This window comes from Paraburkholderia sp. RCC_158 (assembly GCF_041355255.1).
Lineage (GTDB): Bacteria > Pseudomonadota > Gammaproteobacteria > Burkholderiales > Burkholderiaceae > Paraburkholderia > Paraburkholderia graminis.
This window is the reverse complement of the sequence record NZ_JBFUPM010000001.1, coordinates 615,940-639,219: the sequence shown is the minus strand read 5'-3', so window position 1 is coordinate 639,219 and position 23,280 is coordinate 615,940. Positions and strand designations below refer to the sequence as shown.

Annotated in this window: 22 protein-coding genes; 8 read left to right on the top strand and 14 right to left on the bottom strand. The window is 62.0% G+C overall.

What is annotated here, in order from left to right:
- Positions 1–117: 117 nt before the first annotated feature.
- From AB6809_RS02835 to AB6809_RS02815, 5 genes are all read right to left on the bottom strand, one after another.
- Positions 118–435: a DUF4148 domain-containing protein gene (locus AB6809_RS02835; protein WP_029967025.1), complete on the bottom strand. Its 318-nt coding sequence runs from the start codon at positions 433–435 to the stop codon at positions 118–120.
- Between the two features lie 165 nt (positions 436–600).
- Positions 601–2,130 (bottom strand): alkaline phosphatase family protein, encoded by a 1,530-nt coding sequence (locus tag AB6809_RS02830; protein ID WP_035569673.1) that lies wholly within the window; start codon positions 2,128–2,130, stop codon positions 601–603.
- A gap of 227 nt (positions 2,131–2,357) precedes the next feature.
- Entirely contained in the window at positions 2,358–3,221 is an 864-nt protein-coding gene (locus tag AB6809_RS02825; RefSeq protein ID WP_006047220.1) for an ABC transporter permease, read from the bottom strand.
- Positions 3,222–3,237: 16 nt separating this feature from the next.
- Positions 3,238–4,032: an ABC transporter ATP-binding protein gene (locus AB6809_RS02820; RefSeq protein ID WP_006047219.1), complete on the bottom strand. Its 795-nt coding sequence runs from the start codon at positions 4,030–4,032 to the stop codon at positions 3,238–3,240.
- A 38-nt stretch (positions 4,033–4,070) separates the two neighbouring features.
- Positions 4,071–5,090 carry an ABC transporter substrate-binding protein gene (locus tag AB6809_RS02815; protein ID WP_029967020.1) on the bottom strand — a complete coding sequence of 340 codons (1,020 nt, stop codon included), beginning with the start codon at positions 5,088–5,090 and terminating at the stop codon, positions 4,071–4,073.
- Positions 5,091–5,331: 241 nt separating this feature from the next.
- Between AB6809_RS02815 and AB6809_RS02810 the strand changes: the two genes are divergently transcribed.
- Both AB6809_RS02810 and AB6809_RS02805 read left to right on the top strand, forming a co-directional pair.
- Positions 5,332–6,009, top strand: coding sequence for a response regulator (locus AB6809_RS02810; RefSeq protein ID WP_029967018.1), 678 nt, complete (start codon positions 5,332–5,334; stop codon positions 6,007–6,009).
- On the top strand, positions 5,999–7,396 hold the full coding sequence (locus tag AB6809_RS02805; protein WP_029967016.1) for a sensor histidine kinase: 1,398 nt from the start codon (positions 5,999–6,001) through the stop codon (positions 7,394–7,396). Before AB6809_RS02810 ends, AB6809_RS02805 begins: the two co-directional genes overlap by 11 nt.
- A 7-nt stretch (positions 7,397–7,403) precedes the next feature.
- Here AB6809_RS02805 and AB6809_RS02800 read toward each other — a convergent pair whose 3' ends face one another.
- The 5 genes from AB6809_RS02800 to AB6809_RS02780 all read right to left on the bottom strand — a co-directional run bounded on the left by AB6809_RS02800 (position 7,404) and on the right by AB6809_RS02780 (position 12,629).
- A complete protein-coding gene (locus AB6809_RS02800) occupies positions 7,404–7,691 on the bottom strand; it encodes a transposase (RefSeq protein ID WP_006047215.1) in 288 nt (95 codons plus the stop codon).
- Positions 7,692–7,792: 101 nt separating this feature from the next.
- Positions 7,793–9,061, bottom strand: a complete 1,269-nt coding sequence (locus AB6809_RS02795; protein WP_371025981.1) for an isoprenylcysteine carboxylmethyltransferase family protein — start codon at positions 9,059–9,061, stop codon at positions 7,793–7,795.
- Positions 9,062–9,137: 76 nt separating this feature from the next.
- Positions 9,138–10,886 carry a collagen-like triple helix repeat-containing protein gene (locus AB6809_RS02790; RefSeq protein WP_371025980.1) on the bottom strand — a complete coding sequence of 583 codons (1,749 nt, stop codon included), beginning with the start codon at positions 10,884–10,886 and terminating at the stop codon, positions 9,138–9,140.
- Positions 10,887–11,160: 274 nt separating this feature from the next.
- Positions 11,161–12,324 (bottom strand): iron-containing alcohol dehydrogenase, encoded by a 1,164-nt coding sequence (locus AB6809_RS02785; RefSeq protein WP_029967006.1) that lies wholly within the window; start codon positions 12,322–12,324, stop codon positions 11,161–11,163.
- Entirely contained in the window at positions 12,321–12,629 is a 309-nt protein-coding gene (locus tag AB6809_RS02780) for a putative quinol monooxygenase (protein WP_371025979.1), read from the bottom strand. The genes AB6809_RS02785 and AB6809_RS02780 overlap by 4 nt, the downstream gene beginning before the upstream one ends.
- On the opposite strand from AB6809_RS02780, the gene AB6809_RS02775 reads away from it, so the two are divergent.
- The 3 genes from AB6809_RS02775 to AB6809_RS02765 all read left to right on the top strand — a co-directional run bounded on the left by AB6809_RS02775 (position 12,628) and on the right by AB6809_RS02765 (position 16,561).
- Entirely contained in the window at positions 12,628–12,846 is a 219-nt protein-coding gene (locus AB6809_RS02775; protein ID WP_029967002.1) for a hypothetical protein, read from the top strand. The genes AB6809_RS02780 and AB6809_RS02775 overlap by 2 nt on opposite strands.
- A 102-nt stretch (positions 12,847–12,948) precedes the next feature.
- Positions 12,949–13,998 carry a TauD/TfdA family dioxygenase gene (locus tag AB6809_RS02770; protein ID WP_371025978.1) on the top strand — a complete coding sequence of 350 codons (1,050 nt, stop codon included), beginning with the start codon at positions 12,949–12,951 and terminating at the stop codon, positions 13,996–13,998.
- Between the two features lie 334 nt (positions 13,999–14,332).
- A complete protein-coding gene (locus tag AB6809_RS02765; protein WP_371025977.1) occupies positions 14,333–16,561 on the top strand; it encodes an NADP-dependent isocitrate dehydrogenase in 2,229 nt (742 codons plus the stop codon).
- Between the two features lie 164 nt (positions 16,562–16,725).
- On the opposite strand, the gene AB6809_RS02760 is transcribed toward AB6809_RS02765, so the two are convergent.
- The 3 genes from AB6809_RS02760 to AB6809_RS02750 form a co-directional block, all read right to left on the bottom strand.
- Positions 16,726–16,953, bottom strand: coding sequence for a hypothetical protein (locus AB6809_RS02760; protein WP_006047206.1), 228 nt, complete (start codon positions 16,951–16,953; stop codon positions 16,726–16,728).
- Between the two features lie 381 nt (positions 16,954–17,334).
- Complete coding sequence (locus AB6809_RS02755; protein ID WP_029966996.1) at positions 17,335–18,153, bottom strand: alpha/beta fold hydrolase; 819 nt, start codon at positions 18,151–18,153, stop codon at positions 17,335–17,337.
- A gap of 110 nt (positions 18,154–18,263) precedes the next feature.
- A complete protein-coding gene (locus AB6809_RS02750) occupies positions 18,264–19,160 on the bottom strand; it encodes a LysR family transcriptional regulator (RefSeq protein ID WP_029966994.1) in 897 nt (298 codons plus the stop codon).
- Positions 19,161–19,259: 99 nt separating this feature from the next.
- Here AB6809_RS02750 and AB6809_RS02745 point away from each other — a divergent pair, with 99 nt between their 5' ends.
- The 3 genes from AB6809_RS02745 to AB6809_RS02735 are packed head-to-tail and all read left to right on the top strand — an operon-like array spanning position 19,260 to position 22,268.
- Positions 19,260–20,564, top strand: a complete 1,305-nt coding sequence (locus AB6809_RS02745) for a CitMHS family transporter (protein ID WP_029966992.1) — start codon at positions 19,260–19,262, stop codon at positions 20,562–20,564.
- A 26-nt stretch (positions 20,565–20,590) separates the two neighbouring features.
- Positions 20,591–21,949, top strand: coding sequence for an acyclic terpene utilization AtuA family protein (locus AB6809_RS02740; RefSeq protein ID WP_029966989.1), 1,359 nt, complete (start codon positions 20,591–20,593; stop codon positions 21,947–21,949).
- 1 nt (position 21,950) lies between these two features.
- Complete coding sequence (locus AB6809_RS02735; protein WP_029966987.1) at positions 21,951–22,268, top strand: hypothetical protein; 318 nt, start codon at positions 21,951–21,953, stop codon at positions 22,266–22,268.
- Between the two features lie 72 nt (positions 22,269–22,340).
- Here AB6809_RS02735 and AB6809_RS02730 read toward each other — a convergent pair whose 3' ends face one another.
- On the bottom strand, positions 22,341–23,060 hold the full coding sequence (locus tag AB6809_RS02730) for a FadR/GntR family transcriptional regulator (protein WP_006047199.1): 720 nt from the start codon (positions 23,058–23,060) through the stop codon (positions 22,341–22,343).
- Between the last annotated feature and the right edge of the window lie 220 nt (positions 23,061–23,280).

Genomic DNA, 23,280 nt, shown 5'->3' with positions numbered 1-23,280 from the left:
GAGGTAACACATAACGAACTGGCCCGCGATCGGAACAACCGGTCGCGGGCCAGTTCGTTTGGAACGGATCAAACGGGATGCGCCCTGGCGGCGCGATAAACCGCGAACCGTTCCTTCTTAGTTGCCGAAGTAAATGGACTTCGCGCCATTAGCAGACCCCGTGCGGCCCGATTGCGATGAGCCGGTGGTCGCGCCGCCGTAGCTCGATATCGCCGGCTGCGCGGTGCCATTTTGCTCGGCAACGCGGTTTTGTGCAGCCTGTAGATCGGCAGGATAGTAACGGTCGGCACGGCTCGGCTCGTAGCCGGCCTTTTCCAGTTGAACCAGTTCGGCGCGCACTTGAGCGCGAGTCACCGGCTCATTGGACTGCGCAAACGAAGCGACAGGAGCGGCCAACACGGTGGCGACAACAACGGCTTGAATGAGCGATTTCATGATTAACTACCTCCAGTTCGGTGTTTATTGCGCTACGAACCTTGTTGTTCGCAGCCAGTGATTACATTGTAGGTTCGCAAACTGGAGAGAGTAATGGCGCATTTCGGTAAACTTCGTTGCTGGAAATGAGATAAACGTCTGGAGCTATCGTGCCTATATGCGCTCTCAATCGCCGCGCGTATTGAGAGCGTCATGAGCCTCATGCGCGACTTCCGACAGCCGTGTGAATGCGTGGTTCGTGCGCGCGTCGCGTTGATCGCGCGCCCGATAGAAGTCTTTGCTAAGCCACTGTCCGACGCCGATCATCGCCGAACCTAATGCGCTTTTCATGCGCACCCAGCCGTTCTGCGCACGCGCGACATTCGCCGCCGACACGACCGCCTCCGTCGTCAATCGATCCAGTTCCGCGTGCAGAAAGTCCGCGAAATGGTGCAGCCCCTGCTGATTGTTATTCGACGACTTCTTTTCCAGTTCCACGTGCTCCGGAATGAGCGATTGATTGCTCACGCGAATGAACGGCGGTGTATCGGCACGCGCCGCGCCGGTCGCGCGGATTGCGAGTCCGACGCTTGCCGAAGCTTCAGTGCGCTTGCCGAGCGGCGCCATCTTCCACTTGTCGCAGAGATACTTCAGCAGGCTGCAATGATCGAATTGCGCATCACAGACGCCGCTATCGCACCACGGCGAAACGAGAATGGCGGGCACGCGCACGCCGAGGCGCTTGAAGTCGAACGCGTTTGTATGTTCGTCCGGCGCCACTGCATCTGGCGGCGGCACGACGTGGTCATAAAAGCCGCCATGCTCGTCGTAAAGAATCACAAATAAAGTGCTTTCCCACAACGGCTGGTTCGAGCGCAGTGCATTGTAGGTATCCGCGATCAGCTTTTCCGCTTTCATGATGTTGTGCGGCGGATGGTCGTCGTTTTGCGCCTCGCCGAAGTACTTCGGCTCTATCAGTGCAAACTCGGGAAATGCGTCTTCGGCCCCGGCGGCATCGCGGAAGAACGTATCGAAGTAGCGGTAATTCGCGAGGTTCTCGGGCTTGCGTTGATTCTTCAACAACAACGACGCGGGAAAGTCGTAGAAATAAACTCGCCAGTTTTTTTGCGCCTCGTTCAGGCGGTCGAAAATCGTGTCCTGATCCTGTTCGGTGTACCACTTCGGATTAAGTGCATCGAGGCCGGACGGCATACCAACCCGGCCTTTCGAAGTGCCGCTAAGCGCGAAGTAGCGGTTAGGCCAGGTCGGGCCGGGCATCGACGAAAACCATCGGTCGCAAACGGTGAAGTGCTCGCCGAGCGTATGCAGCGCCGGCAGGAAGCCGCGTGGATAGTAGCCCATGATGTCTTGCCGCGCGGCAAGACTGCTCTTGGGATAATCGTCCGTGAAGGAGTGCACGAAGCCGCTGTTGTCCCCGTCGATCTGCCTTAACACCGCCGAATGCCGGTGATCCGGATCGAGCTTCATTTGTCGCGCGTACGTGGGGCGAGGTGAGAAGACGTGGCCTTTGCCGTCGTCATTTGTTTTCGCCGCAGCGTTGCGTACGCCGTCCAGATCCTTGTGGACTTCGTCGAGGCAGCCGAGCATCTGATCGAAGGAATGGTTTTCCATGAGCAGAACGACTACGTGGCGAATCGGGTCGTTCTGCTCAGGGGTTTGCTGTTGTGCCGCTTTGCCGAATTGGACGTCGTCCATGTGCATCGCTCCAGCAGGAAGTACGCAAGACTGAACTTGTCATGCGTGAGCTTGCAAACGTAGCGCAAAACGCACGCTAGTGAAAGCGTCCCATGGAAAGGCCCGCACGCGCGCGGCGCTTGCAACAACTCAACGATGCAAAGAAAAAATGCCGCTCGGTCGGCGACCGAACGGCATTTCTTTTACTGCCAAGCCGTGCTTTTACACCACGGCAACGCGGCTGAACTTCAAACCGCGGCGGGGCGCCATTTCAACAAGCGTTGTTCGACGGCCGTCAACAGATAGTCCGCTGCGAGTGCGACGACGGCGAGCACGATCATCGCCGCGAACACGCCGCTTGCGTTGAACGCGCCTTGCGCAGTGGAAATCAGGAGGCCAATACCTTGCTTCGAGCCCAGGAATTCGCCGACCACTGCGCCGACGAGCGCAAAGCCGAAGCTCACGTGCAAGCTCGCGAGAATCCAGCTCAATGCCGAGGGAATCACAACCGACGTCGTCACCTGGCGGCGAGACGCACCGAGAATCTGCGCGTTCGCAATCATGTAGCGATCCGCTTCGCGCACGCCCTGAAAGGCATTCGCGAACACAACGAAGAACACCATGACCACCGCGAGCGCGACTTTGGAAGCCATGCCGAGGCCCAACGCGATCACGAATACGGAACCCAGCACCACACGCGGAATCGAGTTCGCGATCTTGATGTACAGGCTGAACACGTCCGACAGCAGCTTGTTACGTCCGAGCACGATGCCGCAGAATATGCCGGCAACCGAACCGATAATGAAGCCGAGTCCGGTCTCTTCAAGCGTGACCCAGACCTGCGTGAGAAGCGGCCCTTGCGAGGTGCCGTTCACGAACCAGTCGACGATCTGATCGAAAATCGCGCTCGGCATCGAAAAGAAGAACGGGTCGATCCACTTCAGGCGAGCGGACAGTTCCCAACCGCCGAGCACGACCACGAGCACCGCGATACGCAGAGAAATCACCAGTAGTTGACGTTGGCGAATACGTTTTTGCGCGACCCGTTCGACGTGTTCGAGCGAAGCAGTGTCGATGCCGGTAGGCATGGTCTGTTGAGGAGTTGTCGACATGTTTGCCTTTCCTTGATTAACCGATCTGCACTTCTTCGCGCAGGTCGTGCCAGATGTCTCGCGAGATTTCGATGAAACGCGGGTCGTAGCGAACTTCCGACGTGACGCGCGGACGCGGCAGGTCGATTTCGTAAACCTTCTTCAGCGTAGCGGGCCGCGCGGTCAGCACGAACACGCGATCGGCGAGTGCAATCGCTTCCTCGAGATCGTGCGTGACGAACACCACCGACCCCGCGCCGCCCCACAATTGCAGCAGTTCATCCTGCATCAACGTGCGCGTTTGCATATCGAGCGCCGAGAACGGCTCGTCCATCAACAGGATCTCGGGGCGGTTGATGAAGGTCTGCGCGAGCGCCACGCGTTTGCGCATGCCACCCGAAAGTTGATGCGGATAATGCTTGCTGAACTTGTCGAGGCCCACGCGGCGCAGCCATTCGTTCGCTTCGTCGTAGGCGGCGGATTTCGAGCGGCCGCGATACAGCGGACCGGCCGCGACGTTGTCGATGACCGAGCGCCACGGGAACACCGCGTCCGCCTGGAACACGAAGCCGATGCGCGGATCGATGCCGTCAACGGGCGCGCCCATCACGCGAACTTCGCCGGTAGTGGGCTTCAGCAAGCCGGTAATCATGCTGAGCGTCGTGGATTTGCCGCAACCCGTCGGGCCGACGATAGCGACAAACTCGCCGCGCGCCACCGACATGCTGAAGTCGCGCAACGCAACGGTGGCCTTGCCGTCCGGAGAAATGAAACGGCAAGACACGTTGCGCAACTCAATCGCAGGCGTCTCGCGTGACATGGGTTGATTCATCGGCTGATGCCTCGCAGTTCTCTTGTTGTTGATCGGCGTTACTTCGCCGCGGTCTTGACCGGCGCCGCCACGAAGTCGTTCGTGTAGGTCTTGGCGAGGTCGATATGCTTGCCCTTCACCGAAGGATTGAATGCGGAAAGTACTCGCAGCACGGTCTCTGGGCCGTCGGCGGGCATCTTGCCGTCCTTCGTGAACATCGGCAGCGAGGCCTTCAATGCGCCGATATACAGATCCTTGTTGCTGCCGTAGTAGTCCTTCGGCATCTTCGCGGCGATGTCTTCGGCGCTATGCGTGGCGATGAAGTTCAGCGTCTTTGCGAAAGCGTGCGAGAGTTTGGCGGCGTCGCTCTTGTGCGATTCGGCCCACGCGCGTTGCACGTAGAAGCTGGAAGCCGGATAGGTGCCGCCAAGCGCGGCACGCGTGCCTTCGAGCGTGCGCATGTCGATCAGTACTTTTGCATCGCCGGTCTTCAGCAACTGCGAGACTGTCGGCTCCGTGGTCATGCCGGCGTCGATCCGGTTCTGCTTGATGGCCGCGATGAAGCTGTTGTCCGCGCCCACCGGCAGCAGCGTGTATTGCGTGGACGGCACGCCCGCGCGTTGTGCGAGGTACTGCGTGAGGAAACTCGTCGATGAGCCCAGGCCCGTTACGCCCAGCGTCTTGCCCTTTGCGTCGGCCATGCTTTTGAAGCTGTCCGCGGCTTTCGTGGAAACCATCTCCACTTCACCGGGCACCTGCCCGAAGATCACCAGCGCCTCGACTTCCTTGCCTTTGCTCTGCAGGTCGATGGTGTGATCGTAGAAGCCCACCACGCCTTGCACCGCGCCCGCGAGCAGTTCGTTTTCCGCGTCCACGCCGGCCGGCTGCGAAAGAATTTCGACGTCGAGGCCTTCGTCCTTGAAGTACCCGAGTTGCTCGGTGAGCCGCGCCGGCAGGTAGATGATCTTGGCGGCGCCGCCGACCATGATCGTGATTTTCTCCGCATGAGCGGCGGTCGAAGCAGCGGCGAGGGCAAACGCAACACTGGACACGGCGGCAATCTGGCGCAAGGTACGCATGAGGCAGTCTCCTGGGTTTAGTCGCCGCCCGATGTTGCGCGCGGCGCTTTTTGGATGAATGACGGCGATTATAGAAATTGAAAACCTTCTGCGAGCTTTCGGCGCTGTAGGGAAACCATGAGTGTTAACCCCGAAGTGCCGCGAGGCGTGCGTCGCGCGCCGCGCGGCACATCGGCTCGCAATACGCGCAAAGCCCTTTTTTTGCGGCACAATCGACGCCCTGACTTTTGCCGTTCCCGCCATGAAGCTGCTGCTCATCGAAGACAATCCCACGCTCGCGCACTGGCTCGCGAAGATGCTCGAGCAGGAGGCATTCGCGCTCGACGCCGTGCAGGACGGCGACGCGGCAGACCGTTTGCTGCAGTCGAATCACTACGACGTCATTCTGCTCGACCTGAATCTGCCGAAGCTGTCGGGCAAGAACGTGCTGCGTCGGCTGCGTCAACGAGGTGACGCCACGCCGGTTCTGATTCTGACGGCGAGCGGTTCCATCGACGAAAAAGTGGAATTGCTCGGCGCCGGTGCGGACGACTACCTCGTGAAGCCATTCGAAGTGCGCGAGCTGATCGCGCGAATCAAGGTGGCGATCCGGCGGCAGTCGCCCTCCAAGGCGAGCGAAGTGGTGTGCGGCGATCTCGCGTTCGACATCGACACGCGCCAGTTCACGCTGAGGGGTGCGCCGCTCAATGTGACGCCGCGCGAGCGCTCGGTGCTCGAAACGCTCATCTTGAGGCTCGGCAAAACGGTGACGAAGCCCGCGCTCGTCGACGCCATTTTCACGCTCGCCGATGAGCCGAGCGAAGACGCGGTGGAGATCTACATCTCGCGATTGCGCAAGAAGCTCGACGGCAGTTCGGCGGCTATCGTCACGCTGCGCGGACTCGGTTATCTGCTGCGCAAGAAAGAAGATGACCAATAGTTTGCGGGTCCGCTTGTTATGGTGGTTGCTGGTGCCGCTTGCACTGTACGTGTTCGTGACCGGCAAGGCAGCCTACGACAATGCGAGGCAAACCGCCGATCTCGTGCAGGACAATCAGCTCATTTCTTCCGCGCGAATGATTGCCGGCGAAGTGGAATGGGTAGACGGCTTTTTGCGCGTGGATGTACCGCCTGCGGCGCTCGAAATTTTCGCGTCGCCTTATCGCGATCAGGTGTTCTACAGCGTCAATGTCGACGGCCGGCATTTGCTTGCGGGCACGCCGGACTTTCCGCCGCGCCCCACGCAAGCGGCCGATACGCCCGACCACTACGACACCACGCTCTACGGCCAGGACGTGCGTGCTGTGGGAATCGTGCGGCTCATGTACGACAACGGCGCGACACGCCGCGTGCGCGTCACCGTCGGCAAGACCGTGCGTTCGCGCGACGCGATGGCCGAGCAGTTATGGCAACCGCAACTCGTGCGGCAGATCGAAATGATCGCACTGGCCGTTGCGCTCGTGTGCATCGGCTTGACGTTCGAACTGCGTCCGCTGATGAAGGTGAAAGAAGAGGTTGCCGATCGCGACCCGATGCAACTCGAACCGATTCGCGTAGACCGTTTGCACACTGAATTGCGGCCCATTGTCGAGGCGATTAACCAATGCATTGCGCGCCTCGGCGTGCAGGTTGCCGCGCAACGCCGTTTTATCGCCGACGCCGCGCATCAGTTGCGCACGCCGCTTACGTTGCTCGGCACGCAATTGCAGTTTGCGCGGCAACAGGGCGGCGTCAATCCCGCGCTCGACGAAGCGCTCGCCGCCATGCATCGCAGTAACCGGTCGATGGTCGGGCTCACCAACAAGTTGCTGTTGCTTGCGCAAGCAGAGGCGGCGGACAACAGTCAGCTCGTTGTCGAGACAGTCGACCTCCTGCCGTTAGCCCTTGAAGTAGTCGAAGATCTCGCGCTGCTCGCACAAGGCCGCGAGATTGACCTGGGCGCGGAGCTTTGCGATAGCGCGCCAGTGGCAGGACACCGCGGCCTGTTGCAAGCGCTGATTGCGAACCTCGTGGAGAACGCGATTCGCTATACCGGCAGCGGCGGGCATGTCACCGTGTCAGTGAAAGCCGATGCCGATAGCGTCACCGTTAGCGTGGTCGACGACGGTCCAGGCATTCCCGCTGAGTCCCGTAGCCGCATATTCGAACCGTTCTTTCGCGCGTCGACGGATACGGAGGGCACCGGTCTCGGACTCGCCATCGTGCGCGAAATAGCGGACGCACATGCAGGCAATATCGCACTCGACACGGGCGAGGGCGGCAAGGGCGTGCATATGCGCGTGTCTTTTCCGCGTGCGGCAGCGGCAGTGCATTCACGCGCCGCTTGATAATGCGTTACGTATCGCAGCCGTCAGCGTATTCCGCATTGCACTCAGGCAAGCGCTCATTCACCTGATCGAGCACGCCCGACTTCTTCCACGCCATATACCGGAGATAACACGTTTGCTGTGGCGGAAACGTTGCGGGCAGCCGGTGCCATTTTTCATTTCTCTGCTGCAACCAGAGTATTGCATTGAGAATCTCGCGGTCGCTGCGGCGCGGGCGCCCGCGAGTGGCAACCGGCTCCGGAAATAGACTCTGGACTCGCGCCCAATCGGCGTCGGAGAGGGGAATTTCTAGCATCGGCCAGCTTGATTGACTGTGTGCAGGACGCAGTCGTTGAGTTGCGTGGCTGACGATGCTAGTAAAAGTTCTGTGTCCGGTCAAATTGCCTCCTGCGTCTTCTATCGGAACGCGCGCGTTATCTTTGCAAAGACGCCGTTTCTCGCGATCCATTCGGCGTATGCACGATAGTCGGGGTCGTTCATCAGATGCTTTTCTTCTGTTTTCGCCCGCACGAAATAGAGAAGATTGACTGCAACGAGTGCTGCGCAATGCATGAGTGCGACTTGCCAACCCAAAGGCTCGATGAACGGCACGCTCACCATCCAGTACGACAGGTGCTTGGCAATATAGGCAGGATGCTTCGTCAAGCGATAAGGTCCGGAGGTGATGATTCCCCGGTTGGTCAGATTCGAGAAGCGCAAGCCAAAAGACATCGTGGCGCAGGCATAGCACAGCAGTAGCGCAACGATCACAGAGCCCCAAACTATCCGTAATACCGGCATCGAAATAAGCCAGTTGTCCCAGAACATCGAGCCTTCGTAGCGAATGTACTGACTGGAAATCAGCGACCAGAACGGCTGATAGCAGATGAGCGCAACGAGCCAGCCGAGCGTGGTCGGCTCCGCGCTGCGCACATGACTGTCCAGAATGCGAAGCGTGCATAAATAGCCGACGGTGCCGAACATCAGATCCATTGCAAACGAGAGGTCGTACATGAAGCGAAACGTTGCAAGAGAGAACGGCGCGTTCAATGCGGCGGAAAGCGAAGCGTTGAGTTGGGCTGCGTTGGTCGAGAGATAGACGGTCATCAGCGGAAGGAAGAACGCTTTCACCATCCAGCCGGCCAGCATTTCGCGTAGGGGCCGCCAGTTCGACGGACGTTCGCCGCGTAACAGCAGACGCGCGAGCAGCAGATAGGCGTCGTCGGTTTCGCGCTGATGCGTGTCCATCCACGCAAAGTAAAACGGCGCGGCCACTGCCACGTAAGGTGCGAGCGTTCCAATCAGCGACCAGAACGGGTGATAGAACGAACCGTGGTATTCGGGCAATAGCCAGTAAAGCGCGCCGATGCCTGCATAGATACAGGCCAGGGACGCAAGACGCATTGCGACACGCGCGATGCTGAGCGACCGTAGCGCGCGACGCGTGAGCCCCGCGCTCGGACGCAAATAGACGCGCGCGACAAGCAGCTCGTAAGCGCCCACGGTCGCGATGATCGCGAAGCAGGCCACGGTGCTGCGCGTGGCGCCGTCCAGCGCGGTGCTATCGCGCACGAGCCACAGCGTCAGCAGGCCGGCGAGCATGCCCAATAAGCCCACGGAAAACGGCGTTGCCGAACGCGGAGCCGGATCGTCGGCACGCGCAAAGGTCTCGATGCTGGAGGTCATGTCATCCTCGTCGTCATGACATAAGCGGCGGCCGGGCGTTATTTTGTTTTGGGTCCCGGCCGCTTCAGGCTAGTGGTTATTTCTTCGCAGGCGCGACGCCGCCGAGCAATCCGCCGACGAGGTTTGTCACTGGCGCAAGCGGGTTGGTGCTGGACGACGTGCCGCCGCTCGAACCGCCTGTCAATCCGGTGATGAGGCCGGTGACCGGATTCGCGGCCGTGCCGGCTTGCGAACCGCCGGCCGCACCCGGGGCACCCGTTGCACCGGTCGCGCCGGCCGCGCCGACTGCCGATGTCAGCGATCCCAGAAGCGTCGTGACGGGGGCAAGCGGGCCGCTTGCGCTGCTGCCCGTGCTACCCGTCCCGCCACCCGCGCCGCCGAGCGAGCCCGCAGTGCCGAGAAGCGCGGTCACGGGCGCGAGCAGCCCCGCAGCGCTGCCTGGCGTGCTCGCGCCTGCATTGCCGCCGAGCGAGCCCAGGTTGCCGATCAGGCCCGTCAACGGCGGGATGGATACGCTGCCGCTTGCGCTCGCGCCGCCTAGCGGGCCGAGCACGCCGGTCAGTGGCGCAAGCGGATTTGTCGTCGCTCCCGTGAGCAGTCCGCCCGTGGTCGTGACTGTCTTGCCCAATTGACTCACGACTCCGCCGACGTCTTTGCCGACCTGATCGCCGGTCGCGGCCGACACGCTGAGTCCCGCGGAGTTGAGTCCATTGCCGACCGTGTTCAGCAGCGCGTTGAGCGGCGAGCCGAGGCCGGTTGCATTGCCGACGGTCTGCGTCGTATTCGACACGGCGACCGTTATCGGATTGATGACCGAGCTGAGTTGAGTCTCGACCTGTTGCACGGGCGCGCCGGCCAGCGTGGTGCCGAGCCCCGAGCCGACCGCATTCAGGCCGCTTCCGACACCGCCGACGACACTGCCGAGCGTCGACGTCAGCGGCGAAGCCGGCGCGAGCGGTCCGCTGCCGATGCTCGTGACCGCGTTGCCAAGCGACGTCACCGCGGCGGCCGCGTTGGACACGACGCCTGACGTCGAACCGAGTGTCGGGTTGAGCGGATTGGCCGAGCTGCCCAACGTGCCGAGGCCGGCGGCGCTGCCGTCCCCGAGAGCTTTGACGGCATTGCCAAGATCGGTCACGGCGTTGCCGAGGCCCGCGGTGGTTGCGTTGTTGACGCCGGGCACGGATGTGCCGGTGACTTTACTGCCGGTATCGGCGACGGTTGTGCCGACAGCGGTAATGAGGTTGCTGGCGTTGATGACGACCTGGCCTATCGGCGTCGAGGAGGTGCCGGAAGTACCTGAAGTGCCTGAAGTGCCAGTGCCTGAGGTTGTGCCGGACGAAGTGCCGGAAGTGCCTGAGGTACCCGAAGTACCTGAAGTACCTGAAGTACCTGAAGTACCTGAAGTACCTGAAGTACCTGAAGTACCTGAAGTACCTGAAGTCCCCGAAGTACCGGAAGTCCCCGAAGTACCGGAAGTACCCGAAGTACCGGAAGTACCGGAAGTACCGGAAGTACCGGAAGTACCGGAAGTACCGGAAGTACCGGAAGTACCGGAAGTCCCCGAAGTCCCCGAAGTCCCCGAAGTCCCCGAAGTCCCCGAAGTCCCCGAAGTCCCCGAAGTCCCCGAAGTCCCCGAACTTCCAGACGTCCCCGACCCGCCCGAACTCCCCGAAGTCCCACCAAGTCCTCCGCCACCGAGTCCACTGGTGTTGGGCGTAAGCGGACTCTTGGTCGGCGTATTAAGCGTGGAACCGCAGCCGTAGAGCGCGAGTAATGTCGATGCCGCGACGGCGATAGCAGTGCGGCTGGCAAATTTGAGCATGATGTCCCCGTTGAACGACTATTAACGGGGACATATCTGCAAGCTCCGCGCCATAGGCTGAGCCTGGCGCGAAATTGCACAAACGAGGCATCAAAACAATGTTTCGGCGCCACGCATAGAATTAAATGCCAAAAACGATCTGAAAACCAAAGGTCCACGCGCCGATGTTCCCGCGCACGCTACGTAACGCCCAGCTCCGTCGTAACGGCGCGCGCACCTACCGACAGCACTAAGCGCGTGAGCCCACGGTCAAACCGCGAAGCCCAACGGAACCTCAAAACGCAGCGGTATAAATCGCCAGCGCATCTTCTTCAGCGACCGGCCGCGGATTATTCACGAGCAGGCGCGTTTGCAACATGGCGTCGCTGGCCATCCGCGGAAGGCCTTCGCGCTCGATGCCGACATCGCGCAATCGGGCCGGAATCGCCGTGGCGGCGATCATCTGCTCGAGCTTTTCGATCAGCGCATTCGTCTTGCTTTCAGCGCTGCCCGTTACGCCCGGCACCACGACATCCGCGAGTTCCGCATAAAGCGTCGCCGCCGATTCAGCGTTGAAGCGCAAAACATGCGGCAACACGAGCGCGTTGGAAAGCCCGTGCGGCACGTGATAAATGCCGCCGATCGGATACGCGAGCGCATGCACGGCGGCCACCGGCGAGTTCGCAAACGCCTGTCCGGCGAAGGTCGCGCCGAGCAGCATCGCCTCGCGCGCGCCGCGATTGCTGCCGTCTTCGCAGGCGGGCAGCAGGTTGCGCGACAGCAGGTCCAGCGCTTTGATCGCGAGCATGTCCGAGATGGGGTTCTTCAAATGCGCGGACGTATAGGCTTCGATCGCGTGAACCATCGCGTCGATGCCCGTCGCGGCCGTTGCCGCCACCGGAAGCCCGAGCGTGAGTTCGGCGTCGAGAATGGCGAGGTCCGCGATCAACTGCGGGGCAACCACGCCCATCTTCTTCGCCTCGCCGATGGTCACGATCGACACAGCCGTGACTTCGGAGCCGGTCCCGGCGGTCGTCGGCATCTGCACGAGCGGCAAGCGCGACACCGTGACCTTGTTCACGCCATACATGTCGCTGAGCGGCTGCTCCTGCTGTGGCGCGAGCACGGCGATGAGCTTGGCGACGTCCATCGACGAGCCGCCGCCCAGCCCGAGCACGATCTCGGCACCGGCGCTGCGCGCCCGCGCTGTCGCTTCGAGCACGATATGTTCGGGCGGATCGGCGATGACGTCGTCGATCACGGTCGCATTCCAGCCATGCGCCGCGAGGTCCGCGAGTGCGGGCTTCAGCAGGCCGCTCTTGTGCAGAAAGCCGTCGGTCACCACGCACACAGTGTGAAGCGTGGGAAATTGCGCGCGCAACAAAGCGCCCAGCCGTCGCGCCACGCCGAATTCGACGACGAGCGTCGGCACCGTTTGAAAACGGAATGCGTTCGTCATGCTGCGTCTCCCGGCACCATGTGGCTCGACACCTCGCGCCGCTCGAGCAACGGAATGATCGCGCCGAAGCCAAGATGCTGAAAATGTTCGGTCTCGCGATGCTCGGCGAGGCCGTTCGCGTCGCTGTACTGCTCGAGGATCACAAAATGATCGGGCTCGAGCGGCGAGCGGAAAAATTCGTAGTAGAGATTCTTCGGCTCGGCGCGGGTCGCCTCGGCGAGTTCGGCGAGATGCTTGACGATCGCGTCGCCGTGGCCGGGCTTCGCGAAGAAATGCGCGATTACCTGCAGGTAGGCATTAGCCATGACTTACTCCAGCAAGAACGTAGTGGGTCTTTTTGTGGGCAGCGCGCGGCATCCGCTCGCCACGGTAGTTTGGGCAGGCGGCGAAAGCGCCGCGCAGTTCTCAGTTGTACCAGATTCGAATCCGCCGCTAGGCAGCTCGGCCGCGAAGTCGACGCTGTTCGACATTCTCTTCAGCCAAAGGGTGTTGGAGTTTAAGTTTATTTCACATGTTTATTGAGAATGATTCGCGTTTGCGTTAGATTGTCATCGTATCGTCGGCGCAGTTGCTCGTCTGCGGCTCTGGATGCAGCCGGCGCGCCGCTTCTGCAAGAGGACTCGTATGACCATGCTTTCGATGCCGCGGCCCTCGCTCGCGGATTTCTCCATCGAGCCGGGGCTGCCGGCCGTCGTTTCGCCGCGCGCGGGCGCCGCCACTATGTCGCTGCACGAGGCGGCGCCGCTGCTGCATGCAATCGTCGATGAACACCTCGAGCGCGCGGGCGGCGTGCTCTTCACCGGCTTCCGCGTCGAATCGATCGACGCGTTTCAGGCTTTCGCGGCGTCGTTCGGGCATCCGCTGATCGGCTATGAATTTGCGTCGACGCCGCGCAGCCAGGTTGAGGGGGCGGTGTACACGTCGACGGAATATCCGCCGCATCGTTCGATTCCTTTGCATAACGAACAATCGTACACGCGCGAATGGCCGTTGCGCATCTGGTTTCACTGCGCGCTCGCCGCCCGTTCCGGCGGCGCGACGCCGATCGTGGATAGCCGCGCGATCTACCGCGCACTCGATCCGGCGCTGGTCGCGCGCTTTGCGAGCCGCGAACTGCTTTACGTGCGCAACTTCGGACAAGGGCTGGACTTGCCGTGGCAGCAAGCGTTCGGCTCGGACGATCCGCGCGTGGTGGAGCGCGTGTGCCGCGCTCGCGGCATCGAATGCGAATGGCGCAACAGCGAAGACGGCGAACTGCTTCTGCGCACGCGCGAGCGCTGCCAGGCGGTCGCGCGGCATCCGCGCACGGGCGAGCGCGTCTGGTTCAATCAGGCAAACCTGTTCCACCTTTCGTCGCTCGATGAAGACATGCAGGAGGTGCTGATCGATTCCGTCGGCATCGAAAACGTGCCGCGCAATGTCTATTACGGCGACGGCGCGCCGCTCGAAGCCGACGCGCTCGCGCAGATTCGCGGCGTGCTGGACGAACAGCGCATCGTGTTTCCGTGGCGGACCGGCGACGTGCTGATGCTCGACAACATGCTGACGGCGCACGCGCGCGATCCGTTCGAAGGACCGCGCAAGGTGGTGGTCGCGATGGCGCAGAGCTACCGCGAGCGCGATGCGGTCGAAGGTGCGATTGAAGGTGCGGTCGGACATTCCGCCGACTGTTAAGCGGCCGATTACATCATCCAGGCGCGGTGGGCGGCGATAGTTGAGAGCGATTCTCATTGATCGCGAGCTTGTGGGTGCTGAGTCATCTATAAGACATATGTCTTTCGGCCTAGGGCAAATCGTTAAAACCCTTATCTGGCGGGGATCCGGCTAGTTTGACCCGGTTCTTCGGCCTGTTTGTTTAGCAGCGGACGGACGAAAACACGCATATACTCACGGTCGGGCCGTAAAAAGTAGTGCCGCGGGTCGCGCTGCGTTTTGCTGCTTCGTCGCAACTCGCTGGCTCAGCGCTTCCCACGCTGTGTCTCTCACTTCACCTAGCAAAGCATCAAACATGTCCACACCGCCGAAGATCATCTACACCCTCACCGACGAAGCGCCTGCTCTGGCGACTTATTCGCTGCTGCCGATCGTCAAGGCGTTCACGCGCTCGTCCGACGTGATCGTTGAAACGCGCGATATTTCGCTTGCTGGCCGGATCATCGCTGCATTTCCGGACTACCTGACCGCGGAACAAAAGGGTTCCGACGATCTGGCGGAGCTGGGTGGACTTACCACGCGTCCTGAAGCGAACATCGTCAAGCTGCCGAACATCAGCGCTTCGGTGCCGCAACTGAAGGCCGCGATCACCGAATTGCGCGACCAGGGCTACAAGCTGCCGCCGTATCCGGACGTCGCCACGACGGACACTGAAAAAGACGTCAAGGCACGCTACGACAAGATCAAGGGCAGCGCGGTGAACCCGGTGCTGCGCGAGGGCAACTCGGACCGCCGCGCGCCGCTGTCGGTCAAGAACTACGCACGCAAGCATCCGCACAAGATGGGCGTATGGTCCGCGGACTCGAAGTCGCATGTGGCGCACATGAGCGGCGGCGACTTCTACGGCAGCGAAAAGTCGGCGCTGATCGCAGCGGCCGGCACGGTGAAGATCGAACTGACGGCCGCCGACGGCACGAAGACGGTCCTGAAGGAAAAGACGCCGGTGCAGGCGGGCGAGATCATCGACGCTTCGGTGCTCAGCAAGAACGCGCTGCGCAGCTTCATCGAGTCGGAAATCAACGACGCCAAGGCGAAGGGCGTGCTGTTCTCCGTCCACCTGAAGGCCACCATGATGAAGGTGTCCGATCCGATCATCTTCGGCCAGGTGGTATCGGTGTTCTATAAAGACGTGCTGGCCAAGCATGCCGACGCGCTGGCGCAAGCCGGCTTCAACCCGAACAACGGTATCGGCGATCTGTACGCGCGCCTGAAGGATCTGCCGGCTGAGACCGCCGCGCAGATCGAAGCCGACATCAAGGCTCAATACGAACAGCGTCCGCAACTGGCCATGGTCAATTCGGACAAGGGCATCACGAGCCTGCACGTGCCGAGCGACGTGATCGTCGACGCATCCATGCCCGCCATGATTCGCGAGTCGGGCAAGATGTGGGGCGCCGACGGCGCGCTGCACGACGCCAAGGCGGTGATTCCGGACCGCTGCTATGCGGGCGTGTATCAGGCAGTGATCGAAGACTGCAAGAAGAACGGCGCATTCGATCCGGTCACGATGGGCACAGTGCCGAACGTCGGCCTGATGGCGCAAGCCGCCGAGGAATACGGCTCGCACGACAAGACGTTCCAGATTCCGGCGAACGGCGTGGTCCGCGTGACCGACGCGAGCGGCGCGGTGCTGATCGAGCAGGCGGTGGAAGCGGGCGACATCTGGCGTATGTGCCAGACCAAGGACGCCCCGGTGCAGGACTGGGTCAAGCTCGCCGTGAACCGCGCGCGCGCTACCAGCACGCCGGCCGTCTTCTGGCTCGACGCGGCTCGTGCGCACGACGCGCAGATCATCAAGAAGGTCGAGCAGTATCTGAAAGATCACGACACGAACGGTCTCGACATTCGCATCATGACGCCGGTCGACGCAACGAAGTTCTCGCTCGAACGCATCCGCGCCGGCAAGGACACTATCTCGGTCACCGGCAACGTGCTGCGCGACTACCTGACCGACCTGTTCCCGATCATGGAACTGGGCACGAGCGCGAAGATGCTGTCCATCGTCCCGCTGATGGCTGGCGGCGGCATGTTCGAAACGGGCGCGGGCGGTTCGGCGCCGAAGCACGTTCAGCAACTGGTCGAAGAAGGCTTCCTGCGTTGGGACTCGCTGGGTGAATTCCTGGCGCTGGCCGCGTCGCTCGAACATCTGAGCAACGCGTATCACAACCCGAAGGCGCAGGTTCTGGCCAAGACGCTGGATCAGGCAACCGGCAAGTTCCTCGATAACGACAAGTCGCCAGCGCGCAAGGTTGGCGGTCTCGACAATCGCGGCAGCCACTTCTACCTCGCGATGTACTGGGCCGAAGCATTGGCCGCGCAAACCGAAGACGCCGCGTTGCAGGCTCAGTTCGCCGGCGTGGCGAAGGCAATGGCCGACAACGAAGCGAAGATTCTCGACGAACTGCGTGCAGCGCAAGGCAAGCCGGTAGACATTGGCGGTTACTACCGTCCGAACGTCGACCTGACGAGCAAGGCGATGCGCCCGAGCGCGACGCTGAACCAGATCGTCGACTCGATCGCGTGATGTGTTGGGCGATGTGCTGACGGGTGTGCGGAATGACGCGCGCGCCAAAGCACGGGTGCACGCACCTACGCACGCCCAAAAGTAAGCGGTAAGCAAGACGATGGCGCTCTCGAGCGCCATCGTCGTTTCTGGCTCCACCAAGCGGACGCGCGTCATGCGGTCCCTCAAACGTGAACGATTTCCCAGTCGCTCAGTTTCTCGGGAATTTCCAGCGTCGACGTATCGACTTCCGACAGATGCGGGCAGGTCAAGCCGCGCGCGAGATCGTCGGCCGCCTGTTGCGGGCTCGAGAACTCGCCGAGCTTGTCGTTGCCGTAGGTTGCTTCCCAACCGTCGTGGCCGGGCAGAATATAGAACGCTCCCTGAGCCGATCCAAAGCGAAAGCCTTTCATTTTTCGTCTCCCAATTGCCAATAAAAAACCGTGGTGCGTTGGCGGCGTCATGGGTGGGAGTGCGAGGGGTCGTCAGATTGCGTTTCGTCCCATCGAACTCACTGCACCGCATGAACCGCGTGCTCTTGTAAAAGAGTCTACGTCAGCAGTCGGGGCCGCAAGCCGGAGTTAGATGGTTGGTTCGAAGTAAAAAGTCGCCTTAGAAACAGTGACTTACGCGCTTCGTTTTGCAATGTGCAACGCGGGGCGGCATTGCGAAATGGCGGATTTGTGCCACGCACCACGGTTTTTTACGAAGCAAGGGCGCGTGTCACATCGTGAAATTTGGGGCCTGCGCGATGCGGACAGGTATGTGCCGTGAACGCGGCCTTCGTGAAAACTTCACGAAAACGCGCGCGCGACGAACCCGAGCATCACCTTATTAAACAACGCGGGCCGCTGCAGCGGCGCGAAGTGACTCACGCCTGGCAGCACGCGCAATTGCGCGCCGGGAATGCTGCGCGCGAGATATTCGGCGTGCTCCGGCTTGATGAACTCGTCGTGCTCGCTCTGCACGATAAGCACCGGCACGCGGATGCGAGCGAGATCAGGCGCGGCGTAGTTCGGCTCGGTCCTCATCATTTCGCTGACGGCCGCGACGAACGCATCGAAGTTGTCGGGCGTAGCGGATAGCCGCGCATAGTCCTGGCGATGACGGCTAAAACACCGATCGATCACCGGCGTCGCCACAAATTCCTTCGTGCCGCTCGGGTCCATATTGCAGCCGAAGAAGAACACGCCCGCGACGCGCTCGGGCGCCGCCATGCCCAGCACCATCGCCACGCAAGCGCCGTCGCTCCAGCCGGCGATTGCCGCTCGCTCGACCGACAGCGCGTCCATGACCGCGAGCACGTCGGAAGCCATCAGCTCATATTTGTATGGCCGCGCATCGCGCGTGCTGCGGCCATGACCGCGGCTGTCGATCACGATCACACGGTGGCCTGCATCGAGCAGGGCCGGCATCTGATAACCCCAGTTGCCGCTATGGCCCAGGCCGCCATGCAGCAGAATCACCGGCGCGCCTTTGCCATGAGACGCGTACCAGATGCGCGCGCCCTCGTGCTCGATCCAGCCCGACTCGTTCGATGCCGGCAGCGGCGGCGCGCCGTGCGCTTCGAAATGTTCGAGGGCGTCGTCGTGTGGATCGGCTAAAGAGGTCATCGCGGCTGTCTCCGTTTTTTGTACTGGGTTGGCGGCTGGATACGCCAGCGTGCCAGCATCGCGGCACGCAAAGCAACAAGCCTACGAGATTTAGCTAGCCGGATCGCGCTTCACTCCGCATCAAGCTTCGCAATCAGCATCGCAACGAAGGCTTCCGTCACACGCGGCAACGTTCGGCCACGCTTCTTGATGAGCGCAATGGGCCGCGTGAACGCGGGATCGTCGACGGGACGCGCCACCAGCTCCGGCTCGGCTCGCACTTCGCGCGCGGACGCCGGCAGTATCGTCACGCCGAGCCCCGCGCGAACCATCGCGACCGCGCTCATCATGTAAGTCGGCTCGCAGGCAATCTCCGGGACGCAACGCGCATTGGCAAACGCGCTATCGACAACCGCCCGCACGCTCGTGCCTTGCGCGGTCAGCACGAGCGGCGTCGCGGCAAGGTCGGCGAGCGTGATCTTGCGCCGCTGTTTAGCGAGCGTATGGCGTTTCGGGCAAACAACCACGAGCCTGTCGATGCCCGCATGCAGCACTTCGAGATTCGCGTCGTCGAGTTCGCCGCCCGTCAGTCCAATGTCAGCCTCCTCATTGCGCACCAGCGTATTGACCATGCTCGCGACGACATCGCGCACCTGAAACCTCACACGCGGCACCGCTTCCTTTAGCGCCTGCACCAGCTCGGGCAGCGAGCTCGCCGCGAACGTCGGCAGGCACGCGATACGCACGGTGCCGCTCGCGCCGTCGCCGAGCGCCCGCGCGTCGATCAGCACATGCTCCATGTCGTGCAGTGACTTCTGCAGAAGCGGCAGCACGTCGCGGCCGGTGGGCGTCAGCGCCACCTTGCGGCTGTTGCGGTCGAAAAGCCGCAAGCCCAGCGTTTCCTCGAGCCGCCGGATTTGCACCGTCAGCGCCGGCTGCGAAAGATGCAGGCGCGTGGCCGCCTGCGTGAAGCTGCCCGTTTGCGCGACGGCGATAAAGGCGCGAATGTCCCGGAGGTTCAGATCCATATCAACCCGTAATTGCTGCGATCAATTCATTTCAATTGATTTATCGCTGCATGGAAATTACGCTGGATCGCAGTAAAAAACAACATCGGAGACAAGCACATGCTGCCATTCCTGGGGCTGGCCACCATCGTCGTGCTGCTCGGCGCCATTCTGTCGAAACGCATGTCGCCGCTGGTGGCGCTCATCATCGTGCCGATCGCCGCGTCGCTGATCGGCGGATTCGGTTTTCAAACGAGCAAGTTCGTGATCGACGGACTGAAGGGCCTTGCGCCCGTCGTCGGCATGTTCGTGTTCGCGATTCTCTATTTCGGCACCATCACCGACGCGGGCACGCTCGACCCGATCATCGACCGCATTCTGCGCGCGGTCGGCACGCGGCCGACGCGCATTGTGATGGGCACGACGCTGCTTGCGCTGCTGATTCATCTCGACGGCTCCGGCGCGGTCTGTTTTCTCGTCACCATTCCGGCGATGCTGCCGCTTTACGATCGTCTGAAGATGGACCGGCGCGTGCTGGCCGCGGCGGTGTCGATGGCCGCGGGCATCAACTTTCTGCCGTGGACCGGCCCGATGATCCGCGCGTCCGCTTCATTGCATCTGCCCATCTCATCGCTGTTCAATCCGCTGATTCCGGTTCAGGCGATCGGCCTCGTGTTCGTATTCGGCGTCGCATTCTGGCTCGGACGCCGCGAGGAAAAGCGGCTTGGTCTTACCGCCGCAAGCGGTTCGGTGCCGATGCCAAAGCGCGAATTGACAGCCGACGAGCAGGCCTTGCGTCGTCCGAAAAACTTCTGGTTCAACATCGTGCTGACGCTCGTCGTATTGGGCACGATGGTCGTGATGGGCGAAAAAATTCCGCCCGCCATCATGTTCATGGTCGGCCTGTGCGTCGCGTTGATGGTCAACTACCCGAACGTCGACATGCAGCGCAAACGGATCGACGCACACGCGCGCGCCGCGTTGATGATGGCCGGCATTCTGCTCGCGGCCGGTGTCTTCACCGGCGTCATGCAGGGCAGCGGCATGTTGAAGGCGATGGCGCAAGCCGCGGTCGGCTTTGTCCCGCCCGCGATGGCAAGCCACATTCCGGTCGCGCTCGGCATTCTGTCGATGCCGCTGAGCATGCTGTTCGATCCCGACTCGTTTTACTTCGGGGTCCTGCCGGTCATCGCCGAAGTGGCGGGGCAGCTTGGCGTGCCCGCCGTGCAGGTCGGCCAGGCCGCGCTGCTCGGTCAGATGACGACCGGCTTTCCGGTGAGCCCGTTGACGCCCGCGACGTTTCTCGTTGTCGGCTTGTGCGGCATCGATCTCGCCGACCATCAGCGGTTCACGTTCCCCTTGTTGTTCGGCGCGAGCATCGTGATGACGATTGCGTGCGTTGCGCTGGGGATATTCTCATTGTGAGCTTGACGCAAACAGGTGTGAGCAGCATGACAGTCACTCAGCATGAACGTGTTGTCCGGATCGGCGCGGGCGCCGGTTATTCGGGCGATCGCATCGAGCCCGCAGTCGAACTCGCGGAACACGGCGCGCTCGATTACCTCGTGTTCGAATGTCTCGCCGAACGGACCATCGCTATCGCGCAACAGGCGCGCAGCAAAGATCCCGAACTCGGCTACGACCCATTGCTCGAAACGCGCATGCACGCGGTGTTGCCCGCGGCGTCGCGCAATGGCGTGCGCATCGTCTCGAACATGGGCGCGGCCAATCCGCTCGCGGCGGCGCGCAAGACGGCCGAAATCGCGCGCTCGCTCGGCCTCGGCGGCATCCGTATTGCAGCGATCACGGGCGACGATGTGCTCGACGCCGTGCGCAGCGGCGACTACCGCTTCGAGGAATCGGGCGAGCGCGTCGCGGACTACGACACGCGGCTTGTCTCGGCGAACGCTTATCTCGGCGCTGGCGCGATCGTCGACGCGCTGTCGGCCGGCGCGCAGATCGTTCTGACCGGACGCGTGGCCGATCCATCGCTATTCGTCGCGCCGCTGATCCACGAATTCGGCTGGCGCATGGACGACTGGCCGACGCTCGGGCAGGCGACGGTGATCGGCCATCTGCTCGAATGCGCGGGCCAGGTCACCGGCGGCTACTTCGCTGACCCAGGTTTCAAGGACGTGCCCGCGCTCGCGAGACTCGGCTTTCCCATCGCCGAAGTCGGGCCGGACGGCGCGGTGGTCATCACGAAGCTCGCGCAAGCGGGCGGACGCGTGACCGAGGCGACTTGCAAGGAGCAGTTGCTATACGAGATTCACGACCCGCGGCGCTATTTGCAACCGGACGTGGTCGCGGACTTCTCGGCCGTGCATATCGAGCAGGAAGGCCCCGACCGTGTGCGCGTGAGCGGCGGCAACGGCGCGCCGCGCACCGATACGTTGAAAGTGTCGGTGGCTTATTTCGACGGTTTCATCGGCGAGGGGCAGATTTCGTATGCGGGTCCGGGTGCGCTCGCGCGTGCTCGCCTCGCGCTCCACATCGTGCGCGAGCGGCTTGCGTTGACCGGCGTGCAGACGCATGAATTGCGCTTCGATCTGATCGGCGTGAATGCGTTGCACGGCGAAGCGCTCGCTGCCGGTTCCGGCGAGCCGTACGAAGTGCGGGCGCGCGTGACCGGACGCACTGCATCGCTCGCGCAGGCCGTGCGAATCGGCAATGAAGTCGAGACGCTGTACACGAATGGTCCGGCCGGCGGCGGCGGCGTGACGAAGTCGGCGCGCGAAGTGGTTGCGGTTCAGTCGGTGCTGTTGCCGCGCGCGCAGGTGAAGCCGGCGTTCACGATGGTGGAGGCGTGAGATGAAACTACGTGAGCTTGCTCATTCCCGAACCGGCGATAAGGGCAACACGCTGAACATTTCGGTCATCTGTTACGACGCGCGGCACTACGAGCATTTGCGCGCCGTGCTGACGCCGGAGCGCGTGAAAGCGCATCTCGGCGACGTCGTGCGTGGCAATGTGATGCGCTATGAACTGCCCGCCATTGCCGCATTCAATTTTGTGCTCGGCGATGCGCTCGGCGGCGGCGTGACGCGTTCGCTGGCGCTCGACGCGCACGGCAAATCGCTGAGTTCCGCGTTGATGGGGCTGGATGTGGAGGCGCCGGTTGCGACATGAAACCACGGCAAGTTTGTGCAGCAGCTTGCTGCACAAACTTGCCGTAAGTCGAAACGGTCGGCCCTCGCCGCATCACCGCCCCCTACTCTCCGCCTCACTCGACTCATGCGCGCGGCGCAGCCGTTCGCGGCTGTTGCTCAGATGCATGCGCATGGCGGCGCGCGCGTCGTCGGGGTCCTGACGCTCGATCGCGCGATAAATCAGTTGATGCTCGTTGAGCACGTTGCGCAGGGTTTCGATCTGATCGAGCTTCGCGATCTCCGCTGACCCGAGGCGCGTGCGCGGACTGACTCCGCTTCCTAACTGGCTCAACACGTCGAAAAAATAACGATTGCCGCTTGCGCGCGCAATCTGCAAATGAAACTCGACGTCATGCGCGAGCGTGTCGGTACTGCCGCGCTCGAGTTCCGACTCGAAGCGCAGAAGCGCCGCGCGCATCTGCTTCAGGCTCTGCTCGGTGCGCCGCGCTGCGGCGAGCGCGGCCGACGCCGCTTCCACATCGATACGGAATTCGATGATCGCCATCACGTCGAGCATGCTCGACAGATCGGCGGCGGGCAGTTCCATGGTTTTCTCGGCGGCGGGCGCGAGCACAAACGTGCCGATGCCGTGGCGCGTTTCGACCACCCGCGCCGCCTGCAGGCGCGAGATCGCTTCGCGGACGACGGAGCGGCTCACCGACAACTGCTTCATCATCGCGACTTCTGTGGGTATGCGGTCGCCGGGTCTCAGGACGCCGCGACGGATTTCATCGGAAAGGGTGGCCACCACTTTCTCAGTCAGGCTGCTCATTTCTGTGTTGTGGCTGGTTGATCATTGGCTGAAAACGCGCGCCTCGCGTGCGCGCGCGACGTCTGGTGACGTCTGGACATTAGCCATCATAGCGTCTGTCGCGAAAATCCATGACGCGTTGGATGAAGCGCGCGAATTGACCGGGCAATTCTCGACGGGCTGGTACTCAACTAGACATCAGACGTCTTATTTTGCCAAAGGGCCGCCATTTCCGCTGGGA

What these genes read in the sequence shown, in the direction of transcription:
- AB6809_RS02835 (WP_029967025.1), bottom strand. Translation starts at nt 435, where the DNA reads ATGAAATCGCTCATTCAAGCCGTTGTTGTCGCCACCGTGTTGGCCGCT.
- AB6809_RS02830 (WP_035569673.1), bottom strand. Translation starts at nt 2,130, where the DNA reads ATGGACGACGTCCAATTCGGCAAAGCGGCACAACAGCAAACCCCTGAG.
- AB6809_RS02825 (WP_006047220.1), bottom strand. Translation starts at nt 3,221, where the DNA reads ATGTCGACAACTCCTCAACAGACCATGCCTACCGGCATCGACACTGCT.
- AB6809_RS02820 (WP_006047219.1), bottom strand. Translation starts at nt 4,032, where the DNA reads ATGAATCAACCCATGTCACGCGAGACGCCTGCGATTGAGTTGCGCAAC.
- AB6809_RS02815 (WP_029967020.1), bottom strand. Translation starts at nt 5,090, where the DNA reads ATGCGTACCTTGCGCCAGATTGCCGCCGTGTCCAGTGTTGCGTTTGCC.
- AB6809_RS02810 (WP_029967018.1), top strand. Translation starts at nt 5,332, where the DNA reads ATGAAGCTGCTGCTCATCGAAGACAATCCCACGCTCGCGCACTGGCTC.
- AB6809_RS02805 (WP_029967016.1), top strand. Translation starts at nt 5,999, where the DNA reads ATGACCAATAGTTTGCGGGTCCGCTTGTTATGGTGGTTGCTGGTGCCG.
- AB6809_RS02800 (WP_006047215.1), bottom strand. Translation starts at nt 7,691, where the DNA reads ATGCTAGAAATTCCCCTCTCCGACGCCGATTGGGCGCGAGTCCAGAGT.
- AB6809_RS02795 (WP_371025981.1), bottom strand. Translation starts at nt 9,061, where the DNA reads ATGACCTCCAGCATCGAGACCTTTGCGCGTGCCGACGATCCGGCTCCG.
- AB6809_RS02790 (WP_371025980.1), bottom strand. Translation starts at nt 10,886, where the DNA reads ATGCTCAAATTTGCCAGCCGCACTGCTATCGCCGTCGCGGCATCGACA.
- AB6809_RS02785 (WP_029967006.1), bottom strand. Translation starts at nt 12,324, where the DNA reads ATGACGAACGCATTCCGTTTTCAAACGGTGCCGACGCTCGTCGTCGAA.
- AB6809_RS02775 (WP_029967002.1), top strand. Translation starts at nt 12,628, where the DNA reads ATGACTTACTCCAGCAAGAACGTAGTGGGTCTTTTTGTGGGCAGCGCG.
- AB6809_RS02780 (WP_371025979.1), bottom strand. Translation starts at nt 12,629, where the DNA reads ATGGCTAATGCCTACCTGCAGGTAATCGCGCATTTCTTCGCGAAGCCC.
- AB6809_RS02770 (WP_371025978.1), top strand. Translation starts at nt 12,949, where the DNA reads ATGACCATGCTTTCGATGCCGCGGCCCTCGCTCGCGGATTTCTCCATC.
- AB6809_RS02765 (WP_371025977.1), top strand. Translation starts at nt 14,333, where the DNA reads ATGTCCACACCGCCGAAGATCATCTACACCCTCACCGACGAAGCGCCT.
- AB6809_RS02760 (WP_006047206.1), bottom strand. Translation starts at nt 16,953, where the DNA reads ATGAAAGGCTTTCGCTTTGGATCGGCTCAGGGAGCGTTCTATATTCTG.
- AB6809_RS02755 (WP_029966996.1), bottom strand. Translation starts at nt 18,153, where the DNA reads ATGACCTCTTTAGCCGATCCACACGACGACGCCCTCGAACATTTCGAA.
- AB6809_RS02750 (WP_029966994.1), bottom strand. Translation starts at nt 19,160, where the DNA reads ATGGATCTGAACCTCCGGGACATTCGCGCCTTTATCGCCGTCGCGCAA.
- AB6809_RS02745 (WP_029966992.1), top strand. Translation starts at nt 19,260, where the DNA reads ATGCTGCCATTCCTGGGGCTGGCCACCATCGTCGTGCTGCTCGGCGCC.
- AB6809_RS02740 (WP_029966989.1), top strand. Translation starts at nt 20,591, where the DNA reads ATGACAGTCACTCAGCATGAACGTGTTGTCCGGATCGGCGCGGGCGCC.
- AB6809_RS02735 (WP_029966987.1), top strand. Translation starts at nt 21,951, where the DNA reads ATGAAACTACGTGAGCTTGCTCATTCCCGAACCGGCGATAAGGGCAAC.
- AB6809_RS02730 (WP_006047199.1), bottom strand. Translation starts at nt 23,060, where the DNA reads ATGAGCAGCCTGACTGAGAAAGTGGTGGCCACCCTTTCCGATGAAATC.